Annotated in this window: 17 protein-coding genes; 5 read left to right on the top strand and 12 right to left on the bottom strand. The window is 58.1% G+C overall.

What is annotated here, in order from left to right:
- Positions 1-256: 256 nt before the first annotated feature.
- Together MUN80_RS14060 and MUN80_RS14055 are read left to right on the top strand one after the other, a co-directional pair.
- Positions 257-1,222 carry a sodium-dependent bicarbonate transport family permease gene (locus MUN80_RS14060; protein ID WP_244713888.1) on the top strand — a complete coding sequence of 322 codons (966 nt, stop codon included), beginning with the start codon at positions 257-259 and terminating at the stop codon, positions 1,220-1,222.
- Between the two features lie 168 nt (positions 1,223-1,390).
- Positions 1,391-3,436: a HelD family protein gene (locus MUN80_RS14055; RefSeq protein ID WP_244713885.1), complete on the top strand. Its 2,046-nt coding sequence runs from the start codon at positions 1,391-1,393 to the stop codon at positions 3,434-3,436.
- Here MUN80_RS14055 and MUN80_RS14050 read toward each other — a convergent pair.
- The 5 genes from MUN80_RS14050 to MUN80_RS14030 all read right to left on the bottom strand — a co-directional run bounded on the left by MUN80_RS14050 (position 3,433) and on the right by MUN80_RS14030 (position 6,309).
- Positions 3,433-4,116: a hypothetical protein gene (locus MUN80_RS14050; RefSeq protein WP_244713882.1), complete on the bottom strand. Its 684-nt coding sequence runs from the start codon at positions 4,114-4,116 to the stop codon at positions 3,433-3,435. The genes MUN80_RS14055 and MUN80_RS14050 overlap by 4 nt on opposite strands.
- A gap of 22 nt (positions 4,117-4,138) precedes the next feature.
- On the bottom strand, positions 4,139-4,573 hold the full coding sequence (locus MUN80_RS14045) for a hypothetical protein (RefSeq protein WP_244713879.1): 435 nt from the start codon (positions 4,571-4,573) through the stop codon (positions 4,139-4,141).
- A gap of 73 nt (positions 4,574-4,646) precedes the next feature.
- On the bottom strand, positions 4,647-5,273 hold the full coding sequence (locus MUN80_RS14040; protein WP_244713877.1) for a succinate dehydrogenase/fumarate reductase transmembrane subunit: 627 nt from the start codon (positions 5,271-5,273) through the stop codon (positions 4,647-4,649).
- Between the two features lie 146 nt (positions 5,274-5,419).
- Complete coding sequence (locus MUN80_RS14035) at positions 5,420-5,896, bottom strand: hypothetical protein (RefSeq protein WP_244713874.1); 477 nt, start codon at positions 5,894-5,896, stop codon at positions 5,420-5,422.
- An 83-nt stretch (positions 5,897-5,979) separates the two neighbouring features.
- Positions 5,980-6,309, bottom strand: a complete 330-nt coding sequence (locus tag MUN80_RS14030; protein WP_244713871.1) for a GNAT family N-acetyltransferase — start codon at positions 6,307-6,309, stop codon at positions 5,980-5,982.
- Between the two features lie 176 nt (positions 6,310-6,485).
- Here MUN80_RS14030 and MUN80_RS14025 point away from each other — a divergent pair, with 176 nt between their 5' ends.
- The gene (locus MUN80_RS14025; RefSeq protein WP_375373961.1) at positions 6,486-7,496 is read left to right on the top strand and encodes a glycoside hydrolase family 43 protein; all 1,011 of its coding nucleotides are present in this window, start codon (positions 6,486-6,488) and stop codon (positions 7,494-7,496) included.
- Positions 7,497-7,522: 26 nt separating this feature from the next.
- Here the strand turns inward: MUN80_RS14025 and MUN80_RS14020 are convergent, their stop codons facing one another.
- Positions 7,523-7,966 carry an SMI1/KNR4 family protein gene (locus MUN80_RS14020; protein ID WP_244713868.1) on the bottom strand — a complete coding sequence of 148 codons (444 nt, stop codon included), beginning with the start codon at positions 7,964-7,966 and terminating at the stop codon, positions 7,523-7,525.
- Positions 7,967-8,116: 150 nt separating this feature from the next.
- Here MUN80_RS14020 and MUN80_RS14015 point away from each other — a divergent pair, with 150 nt between their 5' ends.
- Positions 8,117-8,947: an ion transporter gene (locus tag MUN80_RS14015; protein WP_244713865.1), complete on the top strand. Its 831-nt coding sequence runs from the start codon at positions 8,117-8,119 to the stop codon at positions 8,945-8,947.
- Positions 8,948-9,052: 105 nt separating this feature from the next.
- On the opposite strand, the gene MUN80_RS14010 is transcribed toward MUN80_RS14015, so the two are convergent.
- The 3 genes from MUN80_RS14010 to MUN80_RS14000 all read right to left on the bottom strand — a co-directional run bounded on the left by MUN80_RS14010 (position 9,053) and on the right by MUN80_RS14000 (position 11,883).
- A complete protein-coding gene (locus MUN80_RS14010; protein WP_244713862.1) occupies positions 9,053-10,243 on the bottom strand; it encodes an acetyltransferase domain-containing protein in 1,191 nt (396 codons plus the stop codon).
- A 323-nt stretch (positions 10,244-10,566) separates the two neighbouring features.
- Entirely contained in the window at positions 10,567-11,295 is a 729-nt protein-coding gene (locus MUN80_RS14005) for an NADPH-dependent F420 reductase (RefSeq protein ID WP_244713859.1), read from the bottom strand.
- A gap of 114 nt (positions 11,296-11,409) precedes the next feature.
- Positions 11,410-11,883 (bottom strand): hypothetical protein, encoded by a 474-nt coding sequence (locus MUN80_RS14000; RefSeq protein WP_244713856.1) that lies wholly within the window; start codon positions 11,881-11,883, stop codon positions 11,410-11,412.
- A gap of 325 nt (positions 11,884-12,208) precedes the next feature.
- Here MUN80_RS14000 and MUN80_RS13995 point away from each other — a divergent pair, with 325 nt between their 5' ends.
- On the top strand, positions 12,209-12,820 hold the full coding sequence (locus MUN80_RS13995; RefSeq protein WP_244713853.1) for a Crp/Fnr family transcriptional regulator: 612 nt from the start codon (positions 12,209-12,211) through the stop codon (positions 12,818-12,820).
- Positions 12,821-12,988: 168 nt separating this feature from the next.
- Here the strand turns inward: MUN80_RS13995 and MUN80_RS13990 are convergent, their stop codons facing one another.
- From MUN80_RS13990 to MUN80_RS13980, 3 genes are all read right to left on the bottom strand, one after another.
- Positions 12,989-13,702, bottom strand: a complete 714-nt coding sequence (locus MUN80_RS13990) for a hypothetical protein (RefSeq protein ID WP_244713850.1) — start codon at positions 13,700-13,702, stop codon at positions 12,989-12,991.
- Between the two features lie 479 nt (positions 13,703-14,181).
- Positions 14,182-15,528 (bottom strand): hypothetical protein, encoded by a 1,347-nt coding sequence (locus MUN80_RS13985; RefSeq protein WP_244713847.1) that lies wholly within the window; start codon positions 15,526-15,528, stop codon positions 14,182-14,184.
- On the bottom strand, positions 15,495-17,042 hold the full coding sequence (locus tag MUN80_RS13980) for a P-loop NTPase (protein WP_244713845.1): 1,548 nt from the start codon (positions 17,040-17,042) through the stop codon (positions 15,495-15,497). The genes MUN80_RS13985 and MUN80_RS13980 overlap by 34 nt, the downstream gene beginning before the upstream one ends.
- Between the last annotated feature and the right edge of the window lie 127 nt (positions 17,043-17,169).

Here is a 17,169-nt window from a genome sequence, read left to right as displayed (position 1 = left end):
ATTTTAGCCAAAACTTTGCCTGCCGCCCGCCGCGCGTGCAACTCCAAATTCCGCTTCTTCTCCGGCGCATCATTGGCCGCGGCGGCCCCGCGCAGTATGCCCGCCACGGCCAATCGGCAGCCACTGCTGCCAACTTATTCAGTTAGCTAAAGCCCGCATTACGACGCGTCCCAAGCCTTCCGGCAGCTCTTGCTGGCTAGGCCTGGCCGACTATGCCCCGGCCCCATCCTCCAAGCCTTCCTTTTTCCCTGTCTACATGGATACCCACGTACTGCTCTCCAACCTGACTAACCCGACCCTGCTTTTCTTCGTGCTCGGCATTATCGCCACGCTGGTGAAAAGTGACCTGGAGATTCCGCCCACCACGGTCAAGTTCATTTCTCTGTACCTGCTTTTCGCCATTGGCTTTAAAGGCGGACAAGAGCTGGCCCACAGTGCGTTTAGCCAGGAAATTCTCTACTCGCTGGGTTTTGGCCTAGTGGTGGCGGCCCTGATTCCGCTCTACACCTTTTTCGTGCTCAAACGCCGGCTGAGCGTGGCCGATGCCGGGGCGGTGGCCGCCGCCTACGGCTCGGTCAGTGCCGTCACGTTTGTGTCGGCCGTGTCGTTTCTGGAAGCCCAGCAGCTGACTTTCGGCGGGCACATGGTGGCGGTAATGGCCCTGATGGAGGCACCCGCTATTATTGTGGGGGTTATCCTGATGCAACGCTACGAAGCCGATTCGGCAGCGGCCCGCCCCAGCCTGGGCTCCATCGTGCAGCACTCCTTTACAAACGGCAGCGTCCTGATGGTGCTGGGCAGCCTCATCATCGGCCTGATTGCCGACACCAAGCAGGCCGATGGCATCAAGCCCTTTACCACCGACATCTTCAAGGGGTTTCTGGCTATTTTCCTGCTCGAAATGGGCATGGTCACGGCCCGGCGCTTCACGGCTTTTCGCCACTATGGGCGCTTCGTGACGGCCTTTGCCCTGCTTATGCCCCTGCTCAACGGCTCCCTCGTGGCCGCGGCCAGCCACTGGATTACCCCGAGCGAGGGCAACCGCTTCATCTTTGCTATTCTGGCGGCCAGTGCTTCTTACATAGCCGTGCCAGCCGCCATGCGCTTGGCCGCGCCCAAAGCCGACCCCGGTCTGTACCTGCCCATGGCGCTGGGCGTTACGTTTCCCTTCAATATCACCGTGGGCATGCCGCTCTATTTTGCCATCGTTCAGCACTCCTGATCCGGATGCCGGCCCGGCGCAGAACCAAGGGAATGGCAAGGCCAGGCAACTTTACTGCACTGCTGGGCCCTGGAGCGGATGGCCACTATTTTTGCTAACAGCTGCCCGATTCTTCAACTGACCAGAATTTGCCGGACCTTTGGGGCCTATTAGGCAAGAGCGCACGCAATGAACGCAACGGAACGAGAAGAACGGGAATACCTGGAGGAGATTAAAGAGAAGCTGACCTTGGCGGTGAAGTGGGTAGACGACTCGGTTAGGCAGTTTTCCGACGAGCTCCGCCAGAAAAAGCAGTATATCCACGAGCATCAGTCGGGCATGGACGACGCGGACATGGTAGCCGCCGGCCAATCCATCAACCGCATGGCCTTTACGGGCGAAGCCGCCGTGGCCCGCAAGCGCAAGCTGCTCAAGCTGGCCCAGTCGCCCTACTTCGGCCGCATCGACTTTGCCGCCCCGAACAAGGCCGCTACGCCGGTGTACATCGGTGTGCACTCCTTCACCGACGTGCAGCAGCACCAAAGCCTGATTTACGACTGGCGGGCCCCGATTTCCTCCATGTTCTACGATTTTGAGCTGGGCGACGCCTTTTACACCACGCCCTCCGGCACGGTCAAGGGTACTATTGAGCGGAAGCGGCAGTACAAAATCCGGGACGGGCGGCTGGAGTTCATGCTCGAAAACGACGTGAACATTCACGACGACGTGCTGCAGCGCGAGCTGGCCAAGTCCTCGGACGACAAGATGAAGAACATTGTCGCCACCATTCAGCGCGACCAGAACGCGGTGATTCGCAACGAGGAAGCCCTGGTGATGGTCATTCAGGGCGTGGCCGGTTCGGGCAAAACCTCTATTGCCCTGCACCGCATTGCGTTTTTGCTGTACCGCTACCGGGAAACCATTGCGGCCAAAGACATCCTGATTATTTCGCCCAACAAGGTGTTTGCCGACTATATCTCGAACGTGCTGCCCGAGCTCGGGGAAGAGCACATTCCCGAGATGGGCATGGAGGAGCTGGCCGCCGACCTGCTCGACAACCGCTACACCTTCCAGACGTTCTTCGAGCAGGTGTCGGCCCTGCTGGAGCACCACGAGGCGGCCTTCATCGAGCGAATCCGGTTTAAATCGTCGTTTGAGTTCCTGAGCAAGCTCAACCAGTACCTGCTCCACATCGAGAATACCTACTTCGCCGTCACCGACCTGCGGGTCGGCAACATCGTTGTACCACGGCAGCTGATTCTGGACAAGTTCAAGACCTACCACCGCGTGCCGCTGCTGAAGCGGTTTGCTCAGGTGGCCGAAGACGTGCGGGCCTACGTGCGCGACGCCGTGCGCCGCAAGCTGACCGGGCAGGAGAAAGCCGCCATCGGGGAAGGAATTCCGCGCATGTTCAAGCAGAATAACGTGCTGGACCTCTACCGGGACTTTTACCGCTGGATTGAGAGGCCCGAACTGCTCAAGCTCGACCACCGCCTGCACTTGGAGTACGCCGACGTCTTCGCCCTGATTTATTTGCGCCTGCGCCTGGAAGGCATCAGCGCCTACGACCAGGTAAAGCACCTGCTGGTGGATGAAATGCAGGACTATACCCCGGTGCAGTACGCGGTATTATCGCGCCTGTTCCGGTGCCGCAAAACCATTCTGGGTGATGTCAGCCAGACGGTGAACCCCTACAGCGCCTCCTCGGCCGAAACCATTGAGCGGGTGTTTCCGCAGGCCGATGTGGTCCAGCTTTTCCGCAGCTACCGCTCCACGCTGGAAATTACCCGCTTTGCCCAGCGCATTGCCCCCAACCCCGACGTTATCCCGCTGGAGCGGCACGGGCAGGAGCCGGCAGTACGGCCCTGTAACAGCCAGGACGAGGAGCTGGCCGCCATCCGGGAGCTGATTACGGCGTTTAAAAGCTCCGGCAACCACTCCCTGGGCATTATCTGCAAAACCCTGCGGCAGGCCGCGCGGGTACACGAGGCGCTCCAGGCTCCCGGAATCTACTTGCTGACGCCCGAGTCCACGACGTTCAAGGAAGGCATCATCATTACCACGGCCCACCTGGCCAAGGGCTTGGAGTTTGATGAGGTTATCGTGCCCTTTGCCTCAGCCCGTAACTACCGAACGGAGGTTGATAAGAGCATGCTTTACGTGGCCTGCACCCGGGCCATGCACCAGCTTACCCTCACGTATTCGGGCGCAGCTACGACCTTTCTGTCGGCTTAGCGCCGGGCGGCCGTATCGAGGCGCACGGATTGCAGGGTCTGGTAGGCTTCCCGGGCCAGATTTTGGCAATTCCGCTGCTTGCATTCGAACAGCAAGGTAACTTCCCAGTTATACCCGGCACTTTGCAGCACGGTCACGGCCCTAACCTGCTCGTAGGGCGTGGCTACCATCGTACTGCCGCCGAAGGATTCAACCACGGAAAACGTGCGCCCATGGACAGCCAGCAGCTTTTTCGCCTTCCAGACCGTGGGCGCGAGGTCGAGGCCCCGGCTGACTTCATCCATGTGCTCGATTCGGCGGGCCACCGTCGTCAGGCTTTCCGCCGCGCTGCTAGTCATTTGAGTGATAATGGTCAGCCGGTCGAGGGTGTCCTGGCACACGGTGCCCGCTTTGTAGAAGCCGCTTTCCTGCAATAAGCACCCGCTGGCGCCCACAAAGCGGTATTTGGCTTTGTCGCCCATCGGCGTATCGGCCTGGTCGAGCCAGGTGAGCAGGGTATCGTAGCGGGCTGGCACGTGCAGGGTGAGCGTGCCCGTGGGTGAGAGCAGCTTGGGCCGGGCTACAAAGCTGACCGTGCGCGGTACAAACCCGACCGGCACGGCCAGGGCTTGCTGCGGCTCCCGCTCGGGCGCCGAGCAGGCACTTAATACTAGCAAAACAAGCAGCGCGACGAACGGCATACAACTCGGTGGTAAGAAGAAATTAACGGAAATCAACCGGGGCCGCCGGAGTGGTCAGGCGCGGTTTGCTGATGGCCAACCGTAAGCTCCCCAGGGCCAGCAGCAGCGTAAGAGGAGTAAAAACCAGGCGCTCCAGGTTGGTTTGGGCCATGAGGTTGCCCAGCGTGTTCAGCAAGAACAGGCCTGTCATCAGCCACAGCGCCGCTTTGAGCAGGCCCCAGCTAACGCGCAGCCGTAGCCACCCCGCCACGACGCCCACCACGGCCAGCATCAGCAGGTTCAGGGTAATGGATACGGTTTCGAACCGGAGCATCTGCTCATGGCTGGTCAGCCGGCCGCCCCACACGATGCCGTAAGGAATGACGCCGGTGAGCACCAGCAGGTGGAACACTACAACCAGGCTCAGAATGACCAGGATGCCAATGGCAGCGGCACGGGCGGAGAAAAGGTTTTTCATCAGCAGCAGGTAGCAGATGGCGGGAAGTAACGACTAGTTTGGCAAATCACCCTCAACTCGGAAACCACCAAGCTTATTTTCCCAACGGCTGCAGATACGGAGGCGGAATCGGCAGGCCTTGCAGGCGGTTGGTCATGGCCAGCAGAATAAGCAGAGCCACCACCAGCCCCGTACTGCCCAGGCCCCAAGCCTGCCGCCGCGCCCTGGCTTCCCCCCAAAGCCGGGTTCCTTTCTGGTAATGCACGCTGGCAAGGTGGAGGAAAACGGCAGCCACGGCCAGAAAGTAATACGGGACAAAAAAGAGGCTAAACGGAAAGGTATTGATGCCGGCCGCTGCGAAATACAGGTTGGTATCGAGCCCAAACCAGGCCCGCCCGGTGAGCACGGCACTGGTATGCACCAGCAGGAAAAAGGCGAGGTACAACCCGGAGAAGACCTGAACCCGGCCCGCCAACGGTCGGGGCGGCTGCTTTCGACCCTGCCAAACCAGGCGTAGGCCCGTGAAAATCTGCGCCCCGACGGCCAGCAGCAAACCGGCTTCGACCACGGGGTGGCGGTACACCTGGCGCAGGGCGGCCATCGTCGCCTGGTGGGCGGGCACGCTCCAGAGCGCTACCAAATGATTAGCCAAGTGCACCAGGATGAAGCCGGCTAAGACCAAGCCAGTCCAGTAATGATAGAATTTGACGGCTGGGCGCATCGGGCGGGGTAAATAGTGTGGCTGCAATATTAGCTGGCCCCAATATAATTTCCCGTATCAGCACCACCGGCCGCTGAGCAGCCCTGCGGCCTGAGCCAACCGTACTGCCCTGAGACGGGCGGTAACGCTACCAGAACCGGCCTCGCTTAAGGCTTGGTCAAAGGCAAATAGAGGCTGATACCCTTGGATTCGCCGGCGCGCAGGTCGAGCTGCCCGGGCTGACGCTGGGCGTCTTTGGCGGGCAGCAACGGCGTGAGCGTACCGTCGGCAGCTACTGTAGCCACGTTCTGGTAGGCAATGAACACGCGCAGCTGGTCGCCGGTCTGGTAGTAGTTCAGGAAGGGCCGCAGGTCGGCTTGCGGCTTTTCGACGAGCAGAATGGGTAGTACTGGCCGGCCGTTGCGCACCAACGTGACTTCCGCGTGGCGAAACCGGTAGGCCTGGGCCGGGCAGCCCGCATCAGGCGCTACGCGCAACGTGGCGGCAGCCGGCAAAGCAATAGCCGTAGCGGGCAGGGGCTGACCGCTGCGCAGCAGTTGCACCACGGGCTTGGCGCAGTCGGTTTGGGCGAAGACAGCGGCCGGGGCCAACAGCAACAGGGACGCCAGAAACACTTTAGGCATATACATAACGGGAAGTAAGCAGTAGATAAGAGCCCAACGCGAAAACCGGGTCCGCCATTGTCTGCGGCCGCAACTGGCCCGCCTTACGGCTGTGGGGCCGGCTGAAACCAGCGCTGGTAGGCCGGGGCCACCAGCCGCTGCCACTGGGGGTGGCGCTTGAGGTAGCTGGTCACGAAGGGGCACAACGGAATCAGCTGCCGCTGCCGCCGCTCGATTTCGGCCAGGACCTTTTCCACCAGGGCCGTGCCTACCCCCTGCCCTTCCAGCTGCCCCGGCACTTCAGTATGGAACAAGGCCAGGGCCCCTTCCCGGTCGCCGTACTCCATAAATGCGGTGGAATGGCTGACGGTCAGCTCAAAGCGGTGGCTGCCGCTGTTGTCGATGAGGGGCAGGTCTTGGAGTTCAGGTTTCATAGCCTAGGAAGCAAGGAGGTTACTTGCACGGCCCGGCGTGGGCCAGCGGGGGGTTAAAACTACCCAAGTCGGGCGGCAATCAACTAAGTCGGCCCGTAATTTAGGGGTTTGCCCCCTTGGTCTGGCGCGATACAAAGGCCCTACCACTACTGAGAATTTACGTGTATTATGCAGGCATGAAAAACCTCCTGCTCCTGGGTGTTTTGCCCGGCCTGCTATTCGTGCAAGCAGCTTTTGCCCAGACCGCCCCACCTGCTGCCAAGATGAAAGCTTCCGTGACGCGGGCCGCGGCTGGCAACCCGGTTTTTCCCGGCTGGTATGCCGATCCGGAGGCGGTTATTTTCGGCAAGCAGTACTGGGTATATCCCACGTACTCGGCCCCGTTTGACCAGCAGGTGTTTATGGATGCCTTTTCCTCGCCCGACTTAGTGCACTGGACCAAGCACCCGCGCATCGTCGATACGACCAGCATCAAGTGGGCCCGCCGCGCCATGTGGGCCCCGGCCGTGGTGCAGAAGGACAAGCAGTACTTCCTCTTTTTTGGGGCTAACGACGTGCACGAGGGCGAAGTGGGCGGCATCGGGGTGGCCGTGGCCGACCGGCCCGAGGGCCCCTTCCGGGATTACCTAGGCAAGCCCCTAGTTGGTACTATTCACAACGGAGCCCAGCCCATCGACCAGTTCGTATTCCGGGACCAGGACGGGCAGTACTACCTGATTTACGGGGGCTGGTCGCACTGCAATATTGCCCGGCTCAAGCCCGATTTTACCGGCTTTCTCCCCTTCCCCGACGGGCAGACGTTCAAGGAAATTACGCCCCAGAACTACGTGGAGGGCCCCATCATGTTTCGGCGCGCGGGCAAGTACTACTTTATGTGGAGCGAGGGCGGCTGGGCCGGGCCCGACTACTCCGTAGCCTACGCCGTGGCCGACTCGCCCCTGGGCCCGTTTCAGCGGGTGGGCAAGATTTTGGAGCAGGACCCCCAAGTGGCCACCGGGGCCGGCCACCACTCCGTTATTCAGGTGCCGGGCACGGAGGAGTGGTACATCGTGTATCACCGCCGGCCCCTGGGCGAAACCGACATGAACCACCGCGTCACCTGCATCGACCGACTGTATTTCGACGCCCAGGGCCGTATCCAGCCGGTGAAGATTACCAAGGAAGGCGTGGCGAAACGGGGGTTGTAGAAAGAACAAGGGGAAGGCCAGCGCATTCAGAAATCCGTGTCCGCAGTAGGAAGGTGCTGCTCGATGAAGTCGGCAAAGGAGTCGGCCAGCGTTTCTTCTTCGTGACTATCGTGGTAGTACACCCGGACTTTGCCGGCGGGGTCCAGAATAACCGGGTCGCCGCTGCCCGTCGTGGTTAGTACGCAGCTCTGAGCCAGGATGGGCCAGCGGGCGTCTACGGCATAGGCTTTTCGAAACTCCAGGGTGAGTTGGATGACGGTGGTATCGGGTAGCATCGGGCAGGCGTTGAACCCATATACCGGCACGCCCACATAGCTGGCGCCGAACAGGGCAAGGAACTCCCGGTAGTCCGGGTCGAGTTGAAGCTGCACTTCGGCGTCGGCCAGTTGCTCGGGCCTAGCAGGGGTGCCCCAAAATAGCTCGTTTTCCGCCAAAAAAGCGCTGATCCGGTGAAGCAGGGACTGTTGCATACGCCTTGCAAGGTACGGCCGCTGCCGGACATGCAGGAGGGTAAGCGTTGAGGCAGATAGGGAGGCCGGTTCGGCTTATAACACGGCTTTTGCGTAAGCGGTACTATACCCACCCGGCCTTGACAGAGACCGGCCGGGACCTGCTGCTCTATGGATATTCGCCCCCGCGCCAACGCTTCTTCCTGGCAACAAAAGGCTTACCGCGTCATTTTCGAATCGGATACCCGGGCCGGGCAGCTCTTCGACATTGCCCTGCTGGTAGCCATTGTGCTAAGCGTGGTGGCCGTGATGCTCGAAAGCGTAACCAGCATCAATGCCCGCTACGGCCCGGCTTTGCGGGCCGTGGAATGGTTCTTTACCGGCCTCTTCCTGCTCGAATACCTGATGCGCCTGCTGGTGGTGCGCCGCCCGCTCAACTACGCCCTGAGCTGGCTGGGCATCATCGACTTTCTGGCCATCGTGCCCACGCTGGCGGCCCTGGTGCTGGCCGGTAGCCGCTACCTGCTCGTGATTCGGACGCTGCGGCTGCTGCGGGTGTTTCGTATCTTCAAGCTGGGGCAGTTTATCGGCGAAGGCGAGTTTATCCTGAGTGCGCTCCGGGCCAGCCGCTTCAAGATTCTGGTGTTTCTGAGCTCGGTCATCACCCTGGCCGTGGTGGTAGGCACCTTGATGTACGTGGTGGAAGGCGGCCAGAACGGCTTCACCAGTATCCCCAAAAGCATTTACTGGGCCATCGTGACCATGACGACGGTGGGCTACGGCGACATCTCCCCTTCCACGGTGCTGGGCCAGACCCTGGCCTCGGTGCTGATGATTATGGGCTACGCCATTATTGCCGTGCCCACGGGCATCGTTTCGGCCCAAATGGCGCAGCCCGCCTCTGGCCGGCCCGCCTACAAGCAGGCGGTGTGCCACGTGTGCCAGGCCCAGGGCCACCGCGACGACGCCGAGTACTGCTGGCGCTGCGGGGAGAAGCTATAAGAGGCGGAAATAAAAAAGGCTCTAGGCTGCTAGGCTGGATCTGCCCATAGCCGGATGCAGGAACCAGACTGAGCCCGTTTGCTTTCCAACAGCGAACAAGTCCGCTTACAGGTACGACAGCCACCAGTAGGTGTGCTGCTGCTTGAAGCGCTGGTACCAGCGGCAGGGCCAGTACATGGCCAGCACTACCAGAACCCATACCAGATAGACCCGCCCCAGATTAGGCACGTAGGCCGGGGGCCAGTCCTTGGCCGAGACAAAGGCGAAGTTTACCGCCCGGCCAAAGGTGAGCATCGTCCAGACCCAGGCGGCGCTGCTGATAAGGGCGAAGTGCAGCAGGTAATAAAAGAACGGTACTTGCCCGAAGGTGCGCAGCACTTCGCTGAGCCGGCCGGTGGCCGTTTCTACCTGGCTCATTACCAGCAGCGCCACGCCTAGGGTAAGACTCACAAAGAGCAGGGACGGCGGCGACTTAGTCACGTTCAGAAAAGACAGCACCGTGTGCAGCGGCCCCGAGGGCTGCACGCTCCAGGGGACCGGGTCGCCGTACCAGTTGGTGAAGCGCAGCACGACAAACAGCCCCAGCAGGACCACCCCGGCCCAGCGCAGGCGCCGGTTGCGCTCGGGCAGCGGCAGCTGAAACCAGGGCCCGGCCAGGTAGCCGGCCAGCAGTACCCCCAGCCAGGGGCCCAACGAATACCCCACCAGCACAGTGCGGCCCAGCACCGGCACCGCAAACGGCCCGTTGCACAGCAAGGCCCGCCCAGCGTCGGCCGCCGTCGTGACGTTGATATTCGGCACTAGATTGTGTCCGGCCAGGATAATGAACGTGAGGGCCGCCAGCACCCAACGGGGCAGCCAGAGCAGGCCCGCCAGCAGCACCATCCCGGCCCCGATTACCCAGATAACCAGCAGCAAAATCAGGTCGTGGCTCCAGGTCAGAATGAAGGTGAGCAGCACTATTTCGAGCAGAATCAGCCACAGGCCCCGGGTGAGCAGAAAGCGGCTGACGGCGGACCGGTCGGCCCGCTTCTGGGCGTACAAGTAGACGCTGCACCCCGACAAAAACACGAACGTAGGCGCGCAGAAGTGGGTAATCCAGCGGGTGAAGAACAGTAGCGCCGAGGCCTGGGTTACGTCTTCGGGCCGCACGGGTGTGGCGCCCCAAAAGTCGCGGGTATGGTCGAGGGCCATGATGACCATAACCAGCCCCCGCACAATGTCCAGGGCCCGCACGCGGGGAGTGGCCGAGCGGGGCAGAACGGCAGCGGGAGCAGCAACGGGCGTGGGCAGCATGGACAGGAAGTTCGGAGGTGGCAGGGTAAGGCAGGCGGGCAGGATACGAAGGGCGGCGCCAGGGGCTTGCCGGCGCTATTTACTTCAGGGCAACCTTGTATTGGTGCTGAAAGCGGCAGCCGTTGCGAATGACGGGTACGTAAGTTATAGCCGCTTATCCGCGCATTCAGCCGAAGCCCAATATAGCAAACTACCGGACTAGGGCGGGCCCCGGCCGGACCTCCCCCGCTGAAACGACAACGCCGCCCAGGTTTCCCCGGGCGGCGTTGTGTTGGTGGGCCGCTGATTCCTAATGCAGCAGCCATTTCGGCGGCGTTGGCCGGCTACTTCAGCTTGATGCCCTGAGCCTGCATGGCCTGCTCCTGCTTGGCCTGGTTGGCCAGGAACTCGGCGTGCTGCTCCGGCGTGCGCTCGGTGCCGAGGCTAGCCAGGTGCTGCTGCACCTGGTCGGCGGGCAGGTCGTTGCAGTAAATGGGGCCGCCGGGCTGCTGCCGCCACGACTCGCGCATCGTGCCGCCGTCGAGAGCGTCGAAGCCCAGTTCCTCTACCAGGGCCATTACTTTCTGCTTGGCGGCAGCATCGTCGGAGGCTACGGGCAAGGCAATGCGGCCGGGAGTGCCGGCTGGTTTGCCGTTGTTTTCGAGGTGGGCAGCGAAGATGTTGTTGAACACCTTCACCACGGGGCGGCCCAGGTGCTGCTGTACCCAGCCGCTTTCGGTCAGGTCGCCGGTTTCCAGCTCGGGGATATGGCCGTCGCGCAGCAGCGGGTAGTAGTTGCTCGTATCGATGACGGGCACCTCGGCCGGCACGTTCGCCAGCAGGTCTTTGGGCAGCTCGGGGATTTTTTCCAGCGGAATGGTCACCACGATAAGGTCGGTGCCGCGCTGGGCCGCTTCCTGGGCCGTCACGGGCGTAGCGCCGGTTTTCTGGGCCAGGTCCGTCAGGGTTTCGGGGCCGCGGGAGTTGGCAATGTAGACGGTATGGCCCAGGCTGGTGAGGCGCACGGCCAGGGCGCTGCCGATGAAGCCGGCGCCAATGATTCCAATGTTCATACTCGGGAAAGGTTGCGTGGTTTGCGCGGCGGCACTGCGCCGCCGTGGTGGGGTAAACAGCCAAGGCAGGCATTTTGCTTTTTCTCAGCCGCTAGTTGCCGGTAGTAGGCACCCTTACGGCTGAGGCTGAGTGGCTTTCCGGAGGCGCAGGGCGGCCAACAAAAAGTAAAACGCCCCGAACGCCGCGTAGCCGGCCAGATTGGCTACCCCCATCTTGGGGGCATGGGCCATAGCCACAAACGACACGCCCGCCAGTACCGACTGCCCGCCGCTCAGGATCATCGGCCATTGCCCGCCCAACTGCCGCCGCCGCAGACCCAGCAACAGCTGAATGACCCCGGTCAGCGCGGCCCACACGCCGTACACGATGAGTACCGCCGGAACGCCACTACGCAGGGCCAGGCCGACGGCCAGTGTCGTGACGCTGCCCACGCCGATGTTGACGTACTGGGGCAGCAGCGAACCAGTGCCGCGGTTGGCCCGGATATCCCCGAAGGTAGCCAGCACGTCCCAGGCCGGATACAGCAGCAGTAAGGTGGCCGTGAGTGTAGGCGAGGATTTCGCCCCAGCAGCATAAGCCCAACCCAACTCAGGGAGAAAGCGGCCCTGACGAAGTACAGGGAACGGAGTGCGTGGGCGGTACGAACGGGGGCCGGAACGGTGGAAGCAGCAAGACTAGACATGGCAGTTGAGGGAAAAAGTGAGCGGTGAACGTCTGTAGCTACCGGGCTATTGACCGGGGCTAGATGACGGGGCAAAGGTGCCAACGGCAAGGAGCCCAGCTTTTCACCTAGGTTAAAAAGCGCGAACCAGCCGTTGGCCCAGGGTCACTTCCTCAGCCACCGTAGGCCGGGCACCGACCGTAGCCACCAGAATGCAGTAGTTTCGCAGGCGTCTTACTTCCCGGTTTCGTATGAATTCTCCCGATGCTTCGTCCCAGGAGCTGCTGGTTCAGCAGCTGCGCGCCTTTGCGCACTTATCCGATGACGACCTGCGCTTGGCGATGCCGAGCTGGACAGCCCGCACCATTGCCAAAAATGAGTTTTTCAACTACCGCAATGCGGTATGCCGCTCCGTGGGGTTCATCGTGAAGGGCCTGTTCCGGGTGTATTATGTCGATCCGGCGACGCAAACCGAGCACACCATTGCCTTTGTGCCCGAAGGGGCCTTTATCACCTCGCTCAAAAGCCTGCTCACCCAGGAGGCTTGCCCCTACTACATCGCGGCGTTGGAAGACGCGGAGCTGCTGGTAATTGGGATAGAGCAACTGCACGGGCTCTACGCCCAGGCTCATGGCTGGGAACGGTTTGGCCGCCTCCTGGCCGAGCAGTATCTGGTGCTACAGCAGGCCAAGGGCGAAGGGCTACTGTTTCAAAGTGCCGAGCAGCGCTACTTAACCCTGCTCCAGCAGTTTCCGGGCATCACGCAACGGGTGTCGCTGGGACACATTGCGTCGTATCTGGGCATTCAGCAGCCCTCCCTCAGCCGGATTCGGGCGAAGCTGGGCAAGCCGCCGCAAGCGTAGGAGCTGCGCGGCGGCCCCGTGCCGCCGTGGGTAGCCGAGGTCTGTTTTTGAGCGGCTACGTACCGGGCAGCCCGGCCGGCCCTTTCATGCAAGCGCCCGGCCTCCACTCTGGGAAACCGGGCACCGGATAGCAATAGGATAGCAGCAGGAGCGGCAACGGCCGCCGGGTTAGTTCAGCCCCAACGCGCCCGACTTGGCTTCGGAGGCCACGGCGGCGGGGCGGTGCTGGTTGAAGTACTTCTTATCGAAGTAAGTAGCGGCCTGCCCGGGGTGCTCATCGAAGACCAGGCCCAGGGTGCGGGCGTTGCGCGAGAGCTGCTTGGTGAGCAGGTCGCGCTCGGCGCGGGTGCCCACGCGGGCGTCGGCCTGGGCCTTCTTCTGCCCGGTCTGCTCCTTCAGGGCGGCCAGCAGTGCGTCGCGGTGCTGGGTGTAGGTGGCCTTGAAGTCGGCTTCGAACTTACTACCCAGCTCATCCAGGGCCTTATCGTAGCGCTCCAGCAGGCCCGGCCACTCGGGGTAGTCGGCTTGGTGGTACTCGGAAGCCCCGTTCGGATAGAACCGCAGGCGCAGGGCTTCGTCCTTGATTTTATACTTAACGTACTCGCGCCCGTCGGTCGTGAGCCACTTGCGCAGGTTCTCGCGGGCCCCCTCCAGCGTCAGCGTGTGCCCCTTGCCGGCGCTGTGGCCGGTACTAGCGTCGCTGCGGTAGCCGAAGTAGGCCGTAAAGCGGGCCTCGGTGGCAGTTAGCAGGGCATCGAAGCGCCCGGCCTCGTTGCCCTTGCGCAGGCGGTCTAGGTGGTCCCGGGTACCCGCTTCCAGGTCCTGGTTGCTGATGACTTCGTCGGCGAACCAGTCACCAAAAATTTTGTCGAACGACAACATAAAAAGATAGTTAGGGGTAGAAAAACTTTCTTCTAGCTACCATTTATCGTTGAGTTTTCCAACCCCGAAAACCTGGAATTCTCCGCCACACCTGTGCCGGACCACCCGAAGTTTCTCGGATGCCCCGCCACAGTCGTTCCGGACCATCCTACCTTTCTCGGGTGCCTCCCCACAGTCGTTCCGGACCGCCCCAAGTTTCTAGGACGCCCTGCCACACCTGTGCCGGACCACCCGAAGTTTCTAGGTCGGCCCGGTACAGGTGTGGCGGGCCACCCGAAGTTTCTCGGGCGCCCCGGAACGGTTGTGGCGGGGTGTCCGGAGTTTCTGGGGTGGATGGGGCCGGTACGGATTCTGTTAGAACGAACAACGCCGCCCGAGTTTCCTCGGGCGGCAAACCTTTTCTAAAGACCAATAGGTGTTGAAAGCTCATATTAATTATGAGCGCCGATATTATTACAACTAAATACAGTTATCAAAAATTATGTACTTAAACAAGTACCTACAACAGTAGAAAGGTGTAAAAACGACAACTCTAATGGTTTAGTTATGTCTATTACCACCGAACTCTTTACTTCTAGGCCTACTTCACGTATTCCAGAATGCAACCAATCAATTGCTTCTCTATAATCTACTGGGGTGGGAACACCAATTTCATTAGAAATACGTTCATGACGTTCGTAGTACGCTAACCCTTCTTTATCAACTCCGACGTTATAAGCTAAATAACTTGCAGACCTAGTACCTTTAGCATAAGCATCAATGACAGAACCCTTTACTCTTGCCAATTTGATAAACGTGCTAGCAAGACTTGAACAAACCATTTTTATGTCATCATCGGTTATAGATGATGGATTTAATGAATCTGATATTGAAAAACCTAAGAGAGCGGCCCCATTTAACACTTTTTCACGATCGGTACTTTCCTCGCTCTCCGAAATACTCCACTCATGAAAGAAGCTTCTTACATGGCTTATGTAATCCATCTTATCTGAAATATATTTATATTTCTCTCTAAACAAACTAATTGCCTGTTCATACTCTTTAGCCAATCTATACGTTTTGCCTAGAGTTGTTATAGGAATCAGACGCTCCTGATCATATTCCATAGCCGCTCTAGCTGCAGCTATAGCTATACTCTCACGCCGATTTTCAGCAAGTTCTGAGGGCAATCCTGTTAATATACGTGGTCCTGCATTCAGAATTACGCCGTATGATCTACTATCATAGTATACATCACGGCCAGCCTCAGCTGTCTGGCGCACTAAACGTGACCAAACTTCTGCGAAGTCTCGGCTTAAGGAATTTTCGGCTTCCACGATAATGGCAGCAGCTACTCTACTGTGGCGCGTAAAGACATGCCCACCACTGTCTACAGTACCTGCCTCGGCTCCTAAGGGCCGTACAACTCGGCTTTGTACCCAATCGCGTGGTACTCCAACTAAATCAGCAAGTACTCTGCCGTCTAACCCAGATACATTTGTTCCATGACATGCTGCAATATAAAGCAAAGCATCTAAGAGTGTACTTGAGTTTGTACTATCTTCTATTGCTATTCCGTCAAGTCTTTTTAAGAACTCAAGTACGTGACTTCGTAACCCATTATCCCCAAACCTTACTGCGAGCAGCCCGCCAAAAAATGAACCATCATATTGTTTGATCCATGGCAACCCTCCTTGCTCTTTTGCTTCATCCCACACTGCATCTATTAACCTCAACGCTCTTTCTGGCACCTTACTAATTGATGACAAGGCTCTTAAACCAGCAGGACCAAATTTACCCCAAGCTTTAACTATTAGTTTAGCATCATCAGAGCTGATACTTCGCAAGAAACAATCTGGCTTTCTAGTAAGCCATTGCCCCAGGGCTTTTTATCTCCTTTGGCACTTCGCCAATCTACGTCTCGAGCAGCTAATAGAAAATGAATGTGTGTCAACCCCAATTCATGTATGCGATTCGCAGCTTCAGCAAGCTGATCGACAATGTTATCAGCATCATCAGCAACTATAAGCCACTGATGATCTTTATTCAGCTTTTCCAGATCAGACAATGACAAACCTTCTGAAGAAGAATTTCTCCATATAACCTTCCATTTGCCAGAGCGAACTATTTCAACAGCGACCTGAAGCAACATAGTAGTTTTACCTTCTCCTCCTGCTGCTCTGATGAGTTGAAGATAGCTTCTATCATTAGTTGATGAGACTTCTACTAGAAAGCTGACAATATTCTTAACATCGCCCCTTTTAGGTATATCTTTTGAAGCAGCATGCCTCAGTGATGGAATAGCTCCATCGAAATAACGAACAGCCTCTTCGGAAGTAAGTTGATCAAGGCTATCTAAATACAAAGGAGTAAGCAGTTGCCAACCCAATAACGGAGAAACATTTTCATTATTGAGCGCAACGGAGCTATAGTTCTTTGAGTTAGCTATATTAGCTGCTATTTCTTCAAATATAGCATGACAATCTATGCCCCCATAAGCATTAAATCTACCTGATATAAGAAGAGGTGATATACGAGAAAATAAAGCAGGGTTACTGCGCTGGATATCTTCGATATTATCACCCCTGAAACACCATAAAACATTAATATCTGTAGCATTATCTTGAACAGCTTCAGCTAAAGCAGCAGCAAAAATATCATCCCATCCGCCGTATGCCACTACGACAAGTGTATGCTTATGCAATATTGATTTGAGCGATTCCTTTAACCGAGGACGAGGCGCAGTTAATTGACCGGGCGTATGCATTGTATCCGTTCCACGCCAATACCCGTGCAAATGTATTACTTCAGTTTGCCCTGCTTGCTTTACATTGTGTGTTAAATTACCATCTGTTAATATAACACGGAGAATAGGATTTCCTCCATTAGCAATAACTGCAAGAGATAATAATGGATCAAAATTAGTTGTCATCAATGGGCCAGGAAATTGCTCCTTGTATTGACATACAAGCCATGCTAATTGATGAATACCTGACGGTATATCCCAATCCTCGGGAACACCATCCTCATTAAACTCCTTCGTGCTTTTTGGTTTACGAGCTTGTAAAACTGCCCTTCTAATAACATTGTTTACAGCATCTTGAAGCAGATACCCTTGCACCCATACCATAGCTGCTTGATAAGCATCGCTACCAGACTTTCCAGATATTTCCGCTTCAAAATTATCCAGCTCCCAGGCCGCTGTTTCAAGAATTTCTTGCCTTATACAGTCAAGAATCTCACTAACACCAGGAACCCCAATACCATTTTCGTTAGATATAGGAGCACCAACCAAGAATGCTATGGGTTTTTTCGCAACCCTTGCTGCTGTAATTAAAGCACCTTTGTTAAAAATTTTCATTATTAGATTGAGGTAGGCTACAAAGAGAAAAGTTTCAAGTTTATATTAAGAAACTACCCCACCTCGGAATCTTCACACCGCATTCCTCGGCTACTTGCTGGACCAGCTAGTAACCCGCATCAGCAGG

This window comes from Hymenobacter cellulosivorans (genome assembly GCF_022919135.1).
In the GTDB taxonomy this organism is placed as follows: domain Bacteria; phylum Bacteroidota; class Bacteroidia; order Cytophagales; family Hymenobacteraceae; genus Hymenobacter; species Hymenobacter cellulosivorans.
The sequence above is the reverse complement of the archived record's forward strand: the minus strand, read 5'-3'. Positions and strand labels throughout refer to the sequence as shown.